This is a genomic window from Paenibacillus marchantiophytorum, from assembly GCF_014640555.1.
GTDB classification, from domain to species: Bacteria; Bacillota; Bacilli; order Paenibacillales; family NBRC-103111; genus Paenibacillus_E; species Paenibacillus_E marchantiophytorum.
This window is the reverse complement of record NZ_BMHE01000001.1, coordinates 149,475-162,581: the sequence shown is the minus strand read 5'-3', so window position 1 is coordinate 162,581 and position 13,107 is coordinate 149,475. Positions and strand designations below refer to the sequence as shown.

Below are 13,107 nucleotides of genomic sequence, written 5' to 3'. Positions count from 1 at the left end.
AGGTATCGATATGACAAAAAAAATTAAGCTGCGTTCACTACTCATCGGAGGGTTCTTTACCCTTCTTTTTGTTGTCCTTATTGCTAAAGTTTATTGGATCCAAGTAGTCGAAGCTGCCTGGTTGCTGGAAGGCGCAGAGAAGAGATGGGAGACTGATAGAGTCATAGCGCCGGTCAGAGGAACGATTATGGATCGGAACGACAAAGCGCTGGCTGTGGAAGCGACCGCCTACACCATTGCGCTTAATCCCAAAATCATAGATGGCTTTCATATTGCAGAAGAAATTGTGCAAGGACTAGCTGGCATTTTGAAAGAATCGGATGAAACCAAACCTGCGCTTGTGAACAAAATCCGTGACCGGGCAACGAAAATGAAGCCGGATGGGACTGATTTTGCCGTAAGTGTAGAAATTCGGAATGAAGGCTGGAAGATTGATAAGGAGAAAGCTGATAAAGTCCGCGCTTTTATCACAACCTTGCAAACGAAGCTCAATAAATCGACGAAAACGAATGTTGGGATCAGTATCTTGGAAGAGAAGAAACGCTATTATCCTGGGGAATCGCTAGCTTCTCATATTCTTGGTTATACGAATAAAGAAGGCGAGGCTGCACTAGGTCTGGAGTTGAAGCTCAACGATACGCTCAAAGGTGTGCCTGGCATGCTAAGCTATGAGAAAGATGGCAAAGGCGTAGAATTGCCTGATGCCAAGGTCGATTTCAAGCCAGCGGTAGATGGCAATAATGTTAGACTAACGATTGATAAGAATATTCAATTCTATTTGGAAAGCGCGTTAGCCAAAGTGAATGACAAGTGGCATCCTAAGAGTTTGACGGCGATTGCCGTTGATCCGCAGACGATGGAAATATTAGGAATGGCGAATACGCCGACTTTTAATCCCAATACCTATTGGAATATTAAGGATCAGGCTGATTTCAAAAATGGCGCTGTGGCTTCACGCTATGAGCCAGGGTCGACATTCAAACTTGTAACGCTGGCAGGCGCTGTCGAAGAAGGGGTTTTCAATCCTGCGGAAATGTATCAATCCGGTCAAATTCAGGTAGCGGATCGAGTGCTTCATGACCATAACTATGTGGGTTGGGGGAAGATCTCTTTTCTGGACGGCTTGAAACGCTCAAGCAACGTGGCCTTCGTCAAGCTCGGTTTAGAAAAATTGACTGAAGCCAAATTTAGAAATTATATTACCAAATTTGGTTTTGAGGAAAAAACGAATATTGATATGCCGAACGAAGTTTCGGGATTAGTCGATATGAAATATAAGCCTGAAATAGCAACTGCGACCTATGGTCAGGGGAAAGTAGTCGTTACGGCTATTCAACAAACAGCTGCCTATGCAGCGATTGCTAACGGTGGGAAATTGATGTGGCCGCATATTGTCAAAGACATTATCGATCCGAAAACAGGGAAAACAATTCAATCTTTTCCGCCCAAAGTGGTAAGACAAGTCGTTAGCGAGAAAACAGCGAATCAGGTAAGCGGATATCTAGAGCAAGTTGTCTCTGACCAAGAGATCGGTACAGGCAAACTTGCCTATATGGAAGGTTATCGTGTAGCAGGAAAGACCGGAACAGCGAATCTCGTTCGACCTGGTGAAAAAACGTATTCGCCGAATACATGGGTTATTTCCTTTATCGGGTATGCCCCTGTAGAGAATCCCAAAATCTTAGTTACCTTAATCGCAGATCAACCTGATTTGGGAGGGAACTATCATTTAGGGGGCCAAGTCTTAGCGCCGGCTTTCAAAGAAATCGTAGGAGAGTCCCTGCAATATATGGGTGTGGCTTCCAGTAAGCAAACTCAGATGGTCGCCAAAGAAGCGAATAAGCTGACGGTTCCCAATTTGGCCGAAGCAACAGCGGAAAGCGCCAAAGCAACAGCCAAAGAAAGCGGCTTGTCACTGGAAGTATTCGGTAAAGGCACGAAGGTTGTTGATCAATTTCCGAAAGCAGGAACTGAAATCTTGTCCACGCAACGAATTTATGTGGCTATGCAAGCTGTGGATGAAATGCCGCTGCCCAACTTGGTAGGACGATCCCTGCGGGATGCGGTCGAAGCTTGCTCATTCTTCAAAGTGGATTGCAAAACGTCCGGTGAGGGGTACGTTTCGGAGCAAACAGCGGCTGGCGATGGAGAAGGGCGCAGCGTAACCTTGCAGCTCAAACCGCTTAGTGAGAAGTCGGCGGGAACGGATGCGCAGAATGCGTCTTCTACACCGGTGCCTGCGCCAAAAGGAAAACTAGAAGATCAGCGTACGGCCGGGAAAAAAACACCTTAACGGAGAGCTTGTTCTAACCCCTGTTTGTCCCGAATAGTCATGTTAGGAATGACTTGATTTATTTGGGAAGGGAGATTGAACGTTCATGCGTGTTTCTAACGTTACCGTTCGTCGCAGACTGTTCACTGCGCTCATCATTGGCACTGTCATCTTCACCGCTCTTATCTTCCGTCTGGCCTATGTCCAACTCTGGATTGGACAAGACTTGGCGAACAAAGCAGAAGACAGCTGGCGAAGGGAAATTCCGTTCGCGCCCAAACGTGGCGAAATTCAAGATCGCAATGGCATTGCATTGACTTATAGTATGAGCACACCAACGATTCTAGCCATTCCCGTACAACTTCAAGATCCTCGCAGCGTTGCGGCCAAACTGGCTGAAGTGCTGCAGGGCAATGAAGAAGACATTTACAAACAGATTACGAAAAAAGCATCCAAAAACTATATAAAACCATCTGGACGCAAAATAACGGTTGAGAAAGCGCAGGAAGTTCGCGATCTTCATATTCCGGGAATTGTCGTGGCAGAGGATAACAAAAGGTACTACCCGTTCGGCACTTTGGCAGCGCACATTCTTGGTTTTGCCGGCATTGATAAAGGGTTGACAGGTATTGAGGCGAAGTACGACAGTCAATTAACGGGAATTCCAGGCAGTATTTCTTATATGGCGGATGCAGCTGGCAGAGTTCTTCAAGGGACGACAGATACCTACAGAAGTCCGAAGGATGGGCTCAATGTGAAATTGACGATCGACAGCCATCTGCAATCCGTCATGGAAAGAGAACTGGATCAAGCGATGGTTCAGTATCAGGCGCAGAATGTCGTTGCGATTATGATGGACCCTAACAATGGAGAGATTCTGGCCATGGGCAGCAGACCGACCTATGAGCCAGGCAATTATAAGGAGTATGCAGCCGAAACCTACAACAGAAACTTGCCGATTTGGAAAACGTACGAGCCAGGTTCCACGTTCAAAATTATTACGCTGGCAGCCGCTTTAGAGGAAAAAAAGGTAGATCTCAAAAATGAACAATTTTATGATCCAGGTTTTATAGAAGTTGGCGGAGCGAGGCTGCGCTGCTGGAAGCGTGGGGGTCATGGCAGCGAAACGATGCTGCAAGTGGTGCAAAATTCCTGCAACCCAGGTTTCGTTGTGATGGGTCAACGGTTAGGCAAGGAAAAGCTGTTTGATTACATTTCCAAATTCGGCTTTGGCAAAAAGACGGGCATTGATCTTGCCGGGGAAGAGAACGGGATTATGTTCAAACCGTCTCAGGTTGGTCCCGTAGAATTAGCTACTACGGCATTCGGTCAAGGGGTTTCTGTGACGCCGATTCAACAAATCACTGCGGTATCTGCGGCGATTAACGGAGGGAAGCTGTTTAAACCTTATGTTGCTAAGTCGTTTACGAATCCAGATACAGGTGAGGTTGTCGATGTTGTGGAGCCTCAACTTGTGAGAAATGTGATTTCGGAGGGAACTTCGAAGCAGGTAAGAGAAGCGCTGGAGAGTGTAGTAGCGCTCGGTACGGGACGCAATGCATTCATCGACGGCTATCGTGTCGGGGGCAAGACAGGGACTGCGCAGAAGGTTGTGAATGGACGCTATTCACCGGATGAGCATATCGTTTCGTTCATTGGCTTTGCGCCTGCGGATAACCCCAAAGTTGTCATTTATGCGGCTGTGGATGATCCGAAAGGCATTCAATTCGGCGGTCTGATCGCAGCGCCTCTAGTTAAGAATATGATGGCTGACGCCCTGCGTTATATGAAGGTTGAACCGGACAAAGCGCAGCTCAACAAAGAGTACCGGTACGGTGAAATTCCGATTGTGGAAGTGCCGGACTTGGTTGGAGCGTCAGTTGATGATATATTAGAAGATCTGAACATGAATTTTAAGCTGGCGAAGTCAGGAAACGGGAAATATGTCATCAGTCAGGCGCCGAAAGCAGGGTCAAGGGTCGATCAAGGCTCAACGATTCGGATTTTCCTCTCGGATAACGCGCCTCCGCAGTGAGGCAGTGGAGAGACGGTGGAAAAAGATTTTCAAATAAGACATGTTTCGCTTTTCCATCTGCATAAAATTGTCCATAATAGATACAAAACTCGTAAGGAGAGGGTTGCTCATGAAACTCCAGGAGCTTGCTTCCGCATTGCTCATTACCCATATACATGGAAATGCTGAAACAGACATTACGGGGATTGAAGCAGACTCTCGTAAAATAAAGCCGGGCTACTTGTTCCTATGTATCCCCGGCCTAACCGCAGACGGCCATGATTATGCCCCAAAAGCGATTGCGCTTGGGGCTTCTGCGCTTGTCACAGAAAGAGTGCTCGATCTCCCGATCCCGCAACTGGTCGTCAAAGATGCCAGATATGCCATGGCGGTGTTATCCGCTCATTTCTATGGTTATCCTAGTAAAGAAATGAAAATAATTGGTTTTACGGGAACTAATGGTAAAACGACATCGACGTATTTGCTGGAGCGAATCTTGCGTGATCAAGGCTTTGTGACAGGTCTCATGGGGACCATTGAGATGAAGATCGGCGATACCTACTATGAGATGGAGCGGACTACCCAGGAAGCTGTTGATCTGCAAAGCAGTTTTCGCAAAATGTGCGATCAGAAGACGGACTATTGCCTTATGGAAGTTTCCAGCCATGCATTAGAATTAGGTCGCGTGAAGGGGATTCATTTCCGTTCAGGGATTTTTACGAATTTATCGCAGGATCACTTGGATTACCACGGAACAATGGAAGCTTATGCTGCGGCCAAAGGGCTCTTGTTCTCCAGACTTGGGAACGGCTTCTCACTGAATCCCGAGGAAAGGCAATATGCCATTCTGAACGCGGATGATGCAGCTTCCCTAACGTTAAGCAGGCTGACAGCAGCACAGATTATTACATATGGCATCGAAAATCATTGCGATGTGCGCGCGACAGATATCCAAATCACGTCCAAAGGCACGTCATTCAAGCTTGTGTCGTTCGCGGGCGAAGCCTATTTCCAAATGAAATTAGTGGGGAAATTCAATGTGTATAATGCCCTCGGGGCGATTGCCTCAGCTTTGGCAGAGAACGTTCCGCTTGAAGCTATTCGGAATAGCTTAGAGAGTATTGCTGTTGTAGATGGCCGTATGGAAGTGGTCAATGAAGGTCAGGAATTCCTCGTCTTGGTCGATTATGCGCATACACCTGACGGATTAGAGAATGCCTTGTCTACGATCGCAGAATTCGCAGAAGGCAAGGTCATTACCGTTTTTGGCTGCGGCGGTGACCGCGATAAGACCAAACGACCTATCATGGGAAAGGTGACGGCTGCGTACAGCGACCTGCTGTATGTAACTTCAGATAACCCGCGAACGGAAGATCCAGCGGCCATTCTCGAAGATATTCGTCCAGGACTGGAAGAAGTTAACTATCCCGCAGAAAAAGTTGAATTCATCGTGGATCGCAAAAAAGCGATACAAAAGGCTATTGATGGGGCAGGCCCCAAAGATGTAATATTGATAGCGGGAAAAGGCCACGAAACGTATCAGGATATCATGGGTGTCAAGCATGATTTCGACGATCGGTTAGTGGCTAAGGCTGCGATAAGGGGGAGAGGACGATGATCCAACGTACATTAGAGCAAGTGGCAGTGATGTTGGGGAGTGAAGTATCTGAAGACAATGGCGCAATTGCCATTAACGGCGTTTCAACAGATACACGCTCTATCCCGGCAGGCAGCTTATTCATTCCGTTAATCGGAGAAAATTTTGACGGACATGTATATGCCGAAGAAGCCCATCTCAAAGGAGCAGCGGCTATTTTATGGCAGGATGACCATAGCGCGTGTCCGGCAGGCATTCCGCATATCCGGGTGGCTGATACCTTGGCAGCGCTGCAGCGATTGGCCAAAGCTTATCGCAAACAATTGCCAGTGCGAATCATTGGTATTACGGGAAGCAACGGCAAAACGACGACCAAGGATTTGGTAGCGGCCGTTCTGGGCAGCACGTATGAGGTGCATAAAACCAAAGGGAATTTAAATAATCATATTGGCTTGCCGCTAACTTTGCTGCAGCTTAAGGAGACTACGCAATTCGCAGTGGTTGAGATGGGCATGAGCGGCAGGGGCGAGATCGAGCTGTTATCCGATCTGGCTGAACCGGAAGCAGCGATCATCACGATGATCGGGGAATCGCATTTACTCCAGCTAGGCTCGCGGGAAGAAATCGCTCGCGCCAAAGTGGAGATCGTCAGCGGCATGCCCAAGGATGGATGGCTCGTCTACAATGGCGATGAACCCCTGATTGCCCAAGCGCTCGAGGAGCGAAGCCTTGAGGGGCTTCGCCGCATTCACTTCGGCAGCGGCGATGGCAATGATTTGTTCCCAACCGACATCCGTATGGATGCGGATGGGGCGTACTTCCAGATCAATTCGCCGGGCTATCCAGAATTGTTCATTCCCTTGCTAGGCACGCATAATGTCATTAATGCGCTAGCGGCTATTGCCATCGGCGAGACCTTCGGTGTCTCGCCCCTCGCGATTGCAGCGGGGCTGCGCTCGCTGCAGATGACGAGCATGCGCATCGAGAAATTGACGGCAGTCTCTGGGCTGACCGTATTGAACGATGCGTACAACGCCAGCCCGGCCTCGATGCGGGCGGCCATTACGCTGACCGAGCAGCTGGGCGGCTTCGGTCGCAAGTTCCTCGTGCTCGGCGACATGCTGGAGCTTGGCGAGCACGAAGAGCAGTTCCATCGCGGCATTGGCGCGATGCTGTCTGCGGAACGTGTAGACTACGTCTTCACGTTCGGGCGGTTGGGCCGCTTCATCGCGGAGGAAGCGGAGGCTCGCTTCCCGCAGGGGCGCGTACGCGCCTACGAGGAGAAGGAGCAGCTTGCTGCCGAACTAATCGCGCTAGCCGATAAGGATGATCTCGTGCTCGTGAAAGGCTCGCGCGGCATGCGGCTTGAGCAAGTTGTCAATGCTTTGCTCGCCTGAGTAGTTGGAGAGTTATCTATATTATGAAACAGTAGATCGTTTTCGGAAGGCGGAAACGAGCAGGGGGAACCGACGTGGAAAACGCAATTTTATTAACAATGGGCGTAGCCTTTGTGCTGGCGCTAATTATGGGGCCGCTTTTTATCCCGATGCTGAGAAGGATGAAATTCGGTCAACAAATTCGTGAGGATGGCCCTCAGGGGCATTTGAAAAAGCAAGGGACCCCAACGATGGGCGGCGTCATTATTTTACTGGCTCTTGCTCTGGCTACGCTTCGTTTTGCCGATAAGAATACGGATTTGTTGATCCTGCTGATTGCTTCACTCGGCTACGGTCTCGTCGGATTTCTCGACGATTATATCAAAATTATTTTCAAACGCTCACTCGGACTGACAGCGAAGCAAAAGTTATTCGGACAATTGCTGATTTCAGCCATTGTTTGTTACCTGCTCGTAATGGAAGGTCATAGCACGGACTTATACATTCCTTTTGTCGAGTTTCACTTCAACCCAGGCTGGCTGTATTTCCCGTTGATGGCGATTCTCATGTTAGGCGCTTCCAACGCGGTTAACTTCACGGATGGACTGGATGGTTTGCTTGCTGGAACAAGCGCGATCGCTTTTGGGGCTTATACGGTCATTGCGATGAATAATACGCAGCCGGAAGCAGCCATCTTCTCGGCAGCAATGGTTGGGGCTGTGTTAGGATTTCTGGTCTTTAATGCGCATCCGGCCAAAGTATTCATGGGGGACACAGGATCGCTTGGCATCGGCGGCGGACTTGTCGCTGTGGCAATTCTGACCAAAGCAGAACTTCTGTTAGCGATCGTTGGCGGCGTATTTCTGATCGAAATTTTGTCTGTTGTCATTCAGGTCGTATCGTTTAAAACAAGAGGGAAGCGCGTTTTCAAAATGAGCCCGATTCATCATCATTTCGAATTGGTCGGTTGGTCGGAATGGCGTGTCGTTATTACTTTCTGGGTTGTCGGCCTGATTCTTGCCGTGCTTGGATTATATATGAATGAGGTGTTGTAGAGTATGAAACATCCGCGGGAATATCGTGGACTTGAAGTGATTGTATTAGGCTTGGCTCGGAGCGGTGTCGCTGCGGCTAAGCTTTTTCACCAAAAAGGAGCCATCGTTACAGTCAATGATAAAAAAGAGCGGAGCGCATGCCCTGAAGCCGACGAACTGGAGGCTCTGGGTATTTCTGTTGTCTGCGGCTTTCATCCGGACTCCTTGGTGCATGCCGGTGTAGCGCTTGTCGTGAAGAATCCAGGGATTCCCTATTCGGTAGAGCCGATTCGCCAAGCGCTTGAGCTGGGGATTGAGGTCGTCACGGAGGTAGAGGTTGCCTACCAATTCTGTGAAGCGCCGATTATCGGCATTACAGGCTCGAACGGCAAAACCACAACGACAACATTAATTGGATTAATGTTGGATCAGGCAGGACTATCGCCAGTTGTTGCAGGCAATATTGGTCGTGCGCTTACGGAAGCAGCGCCAGAGGTGACTGCTGACAACTGGATGGTCGTGGAACTCAGCAGCTTTCAGTTGAAAGGAACCACATCGTTTCGACCGAAAATTGCCTTGCTGCTGAATTTATATGAGACTCATTTGGATTATCATGGCACTATGGATGATTATATAGCGTCCAAAGCCAAAATATTTGCGAATCAATCGGAAGCGGATACCGCGATTTTGAATTGGGATGATGCGGTATGCCGTGCCCTGATTCCTACGCTTCGCGCGCAGGTTGTACCTTTTTCCATGATCCAAACGCTGGACCACGGCGTCTATTTTGAGAATGAATCTGAGATGCTTGTTTATGCGAACGGTCAAGGTCAGATTAGTCCGATCATGCGAGCCAGTGAAATGGGAATGCCGGGCAGCTTCAATGTAGAAAATGCATTGGCAGCCGCAGCGGCAGCCCTTACAGCCGGTGTTCAGACTTCGGTGATAGCAGACGTACTAAGAAGCTTCCGAGGCGTGGAACATCGTCTAGAACTCGTGAGAGAGCTTGAAGGGGTTACCTTCTACAATAACTCGAAGGCAACCAATTCCGCGGCTGCGATTAAATCGATCGAAGCCTTCGATCAACAAGTAGTGCTCATTGCTGGAGGCTTGGACCGTGGCTCGGATTATATGGAGCTGCTGCCTACTTTTCGTGACCGCATCAAAGGCGTTGTCACCATGGGGCAAACGCGGGAGAAAATTACGCATATTGCTGAGCTGGCAGGGATTAGCCGCTTGGAAACCGTCGATACTGCTAAGGATGCAGCGGACGCGGTGATTCAAGCCGTACAGCTTGCTTGGCAAATGTGTGAACCTGGCGATATCGTCCTGCTTTCACCTGCGTGCGCAAGTTGGGATATGTTCCCCTCTTATGAGGACAGGGGACGCATGTTTAAGGAGTCCGTGCATAACCTTTAAGTAGGGCTTATCCACCTGTCTGGCGAGTGTGCAACATGACCTCCTCGTTAGTGTAGATTTGGATGATGTCCACATTACACAAAGAGGTGTCTGTTATGGGTAAATCGCGGTCCGCTCCTGACATTTGGATTATTATTCCAACCTTGTTGCTTTTGACAATTGGTATTATTATGGTTTACAGTGCGAGTTCTGTGTTAGCTTTTCGCGAGTTCGGCGATTCGCTGTACTACCTCAAGCGGCAATTTATTTTTGCTGTTTTAGGGGTTGTCGCGATGTTCTTTACGATGAATGTGGATTACTTGATTTGGAAAAAGATTTCCAAGATCACATTGTTCATTTGTTTCGGGATGTTGATTATCGTACTGATTCCCGGTCTTGGAGTCGTTCGTGGCGGTGCAAGAAGCTGGCTCGGTATTGGCGCTTTCGGGATTCAACCTTCCGAATTCATGAAAATCGGGATGATTCTCTATTTATCCAAAATGCTGTCCGAGCAGCAGTCCAAGATTACGCTCTTCACGAAAGGGCTGCTCCCGCCACTTGGCATTATGGGGCTAGCTTTCGGACTGATCATGCTTCAGCCAGATCTCGGTACAGGGGCTGTGCTCGTGGGAGCCTCACTTTTGATCATTTTTACTTCAGGCGCAAGATTGCTTCATCTCTCGTATCTAGGTATGATAGGAATTGCTGGTTTTATTGGACTTATCGTAGCAGCTCCCTATCGATTAAAGCGAATCACTGCTTTTCTGGATCCTTGGCAGGATCCGCTAGGGGCGGGCTATCAATCCATTCAATCCCTGTACGCAATCGGGCCAGGTGGCTTGGTTGGGCTTGGTTTAGGGATGAGCCGGCAGAAATACAGCTATTTGCCAGAGCCGCAGACAGACTTTATTTTTTCCATTATTGCCGAAGAACTTGGTTTTATTGGCGGGACACTGGTCCTGCTGCTCTTTACAATTCTGGTTTGGCGAGGCATGCGGGCAGCGATTACTGCGCCGGATACGTTTGCCAGTTTGATCGCAGTCGGGATTATCGGCATGATTGCCGTTCAGGTCATTATTAATATCGGCGTCGTGATCGGCATGTTCCCGGTGACCGGCATCACATTGCCTTTCATAAGTGCAGGGGGGTCTTCCTTGACGCTCATGCTGACTTCCGTCGGCATCCTGCTTAATATATCCCGCTATTCGAGGTGACAGAAATGAAAACAATTGTCTTCACCGGAGGAGGCTCCGCTGGACATGTGACACCTAACATTGCGCTCATGCATCGGCTTGAGCAGCTAGGTTGGGAAATTAAATATATCGGGTCAGCGACAGGCATCGAGAAAGATATCATCGAACGAGAAGGGGTTTCCTTTTATCCCATCTCATCAGGGAAGCTGCGTCGATACTTCGATCTCAAAAATTTCAAAGACCCTTTCAAAGTTATGAAAGGCGTATATGAGTCTTATAGATTGCTTCGTCGTTTGAAACCCGCCATCGTTTTTTCGAAGGGCGGGTTCGTTTCCGTCCCGGTCGTTCTGGGAAGCCGGATGAATAAGGTGCCCGTCATCATTCATGAATCCGATATGACCCCAGGATTGGCGAATAAGCTGTCCATTCCTTTCGCAACCAAGGTTTGCGTAACCTTTCCGGAGTCGCTGCAGCACGTTCAGAAAGAGAAGGCCGTCTTAACCGGCTTGCCGATTCGTGAGCATATAATGAGCGGGAAAGCGTCTCGTGGATACCAGCTTTGCGACTTTCATTCGCAGAAACCGGTGATTTTAGTTATGGGCGGAAGTCTGGGCTCCCAAATCATTAATCAAGCGGTTCGCGATAACCTGGATAGACTGCTTGGGCAGTTTCAAATTGTGCATCTCTGCGGCAAAGGGAATATTTCATCTGATCATGCCAAAACACGCGGATACAAGCAATTTGAATATCTGAATGAAGAGCTTCCGGATATACTGGCAATGACAGATCTTGTTATTTCTCGCGCAGGAGCTACGTCTATTTATGAGTTTTTGGTTTTGGAAAAGCCGATGCTGCTCATTCCATTATCCCTCCAAGCTAGCCGAGGCGACCAAATTCTGAATGCCAAATCATTTCAGAAAGCTGGCTATGCGGATGTGCTGCAAGAAGAAGAGCTGACAGCTGCAACGCTTGCTGCCCGTGTAGAAGCTCTCCATGAGAACCGTGAGTCCTACAAGAGAGCAATGCAGTCACGTAAAGTGAATGATGCCGTTGCCTCTATTATTGAATTGATTGAAACGCATAGCTTAACGTCTTGATTTTGTTAAAGCGTATAGGCGATTGTCACACTCTACCCGATTTTACATAAACTACACTATAACCGTGACAGACACCTACGGGCTTGATACAGCGCCTGACAAGGAAGACCGGCCATCTTCCTTAAGGTTTGTATCATTGAAATTGTGATGCTTGAAGCTGGAATTCAAGATCAATTCGCCCTACGTTCTGTGAAGGAGGTTTTCCCATGCAACAGTTAATATCCGACTTACAGGCAGCAAATATTGGCGAGATTCGAACGAATGAACGACTGGCCCCCTTTACAACTTGGAAAATCGGTGGTCCGGCCGATTGTCTGATTCTCCCCAAATCCAAAGAGCAGGCAGCTGCGGCTATCCGTTTCTTGTATGAACGCGGCGTTCCATGGACGGTTATCGGTCGTGGATCTAACCTGCTGATCAGTGACAAAGGGATTAGAGGTGTCGTCATTAAACTTGGCTCTGCGCTCGAAACACTGCGCTTCGAAGGAGCGACGGTCTACGCAGGAGGTTCCTATTCGTTCATTAAATTGTCCGTGCTAGCAGCCAAAGAAGGTTTAACCGGACTGGAGTTTGCTTCAGGCATTCCCGGTTCTGTGGGAGGCGCCGTCTATATGAATGCAGGGGCTCACGGGTCCGATGTGTCACGCATACTCAAGCAGGCTGAAGTCATCCTGGACACAGGGGAATTGGTCATGATGCAAGCGGAGGATTTGCAGTATGCTTATCGACATTCCATTCTGCACACGCTGCCCGGCATTGTTACGGAAGCTGTCTTTGAATTACAGGCTGGAGATCGCAAAGAAATCGCCGGAGCCATGGCGGCTTACCGCGATCGGCGTCGACGCACGCAACCTGGACACTTAGCTTGCGCAGGAAGCGTATTCCGCAACCCCGCAGGGGGATTCGCAGCTAAACTTATCGAAGAGGCAGGCTTGAAAGGCAAACGTGTCGGTGGAGCGGAAGTCTCTACCTTGCACGCCAATTTCATTGTTAACACCGGTGATGCTACAGCCGAGGACGTTCTTACCCTCATAAACGAAGTGCAGCAGATCGTACAGCAACAGTACGGGATCTCGCTTGTACCTGAAGTTTTGGTGATGGGTGAGAGGTAAATCGGAGGTGGAAC

General features: G+C 48.8%; 9 protein-coding genes. All 9 read left to right on the top strand.

Annotated features, from left to right (window positions below):
• The first annotated feature begins 10 nt into the window (after positions 1-10).
• Entirely contained in the window at positions 11-2,293 is a 2,283-nt protein-coding gene (locus tag IEY34_RS00780) for a penicillin-binding transpeptidase domain-containing protein (protein ID WP_189006230.1), read from the top strand.
• Positions 2,294-2,378: 85 nt separating this feature from the next.
• A complete protein-coding gene (locus tag IEY34_RS00775) occupies positions 2,379-4,307 on the top strand; it encodes a stage V sporulation protein D (RefSeq protein ID WP_189006228.1) in 1,929 nt (642 codons plus the stop codon).
• A 109-nt stretch (positions 4,308-4,416) separates the two neighbouring features.
• Positions 4,417-5,904, top strand: coding sequence for a UDP-N-acetylmuramoyl-L-alanyl-D-glutamate--2,6-diaminopimelate ligase (locus IEY34_RS00770; RefSeq protein WP_189006226.1), 1,488 nt, complete (start codon positions 4,417-4,419; stop codon positions 5,902-5,904).
• Complete coding sequence (locus IEY34_RS00765; RefSeq protein ID WP_189006224.1) at positions 5,901-7,280, top strand: UDP-N-acetylmuramoyl-tripeptide--D-alanyl-D-alanine ligase; 1,380 nt, start codon at positions 5,901-5,903, stop codon at positions 7,278-7,280. Before IEY34_RS00770 ends, IEY34_RS00765 begins: the two co-directional genes overlap by 4 nt.
• Positions 7,281-7,378: 98 nt before the next feature.
• Entirely contained in the window at positions 7,379-8,314 is a 936-nt protein-coding gene (gene mraY, locus IEY34_RS00760; protein ID WP_189007028.1) for a phospho-N-acetylmuramoyl-pentapeptide-transferase, read from the top strand.
• A 3-nt stretch (positions 8,315-8,317) separates the two neighbouring features.
• Positions 8,318-9,712, top strand: a complete 1,395-nt coding sequence (murD, locus tag IEY34_RS00755; RefSeq protein ID WP_189006222.1) for a UDP-N-acetylmuramoyl-L-alanine--D-glutamate ligase — start codon at positions 8,318-8,320, stop codon at positions 9,710-9,712.
• Between the two features lie 95 nt (positions 9,713-9,807).
• Positions 9,808-10,905 carry a stage V sporulation protein E gene (gene spoVE, locus IEY34_RS00750; RefSeq protein WP_189006220.1) on the top strand — a complete coding sequence of 366 codons (1,098 nt, stop codon included), beginning with the start codon at positions 9,808-9,810 and terminating at the stop codon, positions 10,903-10,905.
• 5 nt (positions 10,906-10,910) lie between these two features.
• Complete coding sequence (murG, locus tag IEY34_RS00745; protein WP_189006217.1) at positions 10,911-11,981, top strand: undecaprenyldiphospho-muramoylpentapeptide beta-N-acetylglucosaminyltransferase; 1,071 nt, start codon at positions 10,911-10,913, stop codon at positions 11,979-11,981.
• 206 nt (positions 11,982-12,187) lie between these two features.
• Positions 12,188-13,093, top strand: coding sequence for a UDP-N-acetylmuramate dehydrogenase (gene murB / locus IEY34_RS00740; protein WP_189006214.1), 906 nt, complete (start codon positions 12,188-12,190; stop codon positions 13,091-13,093).
• The last annotated feature ends 14 nt before the right edge of the window (positions 13,094-13,107 follow it).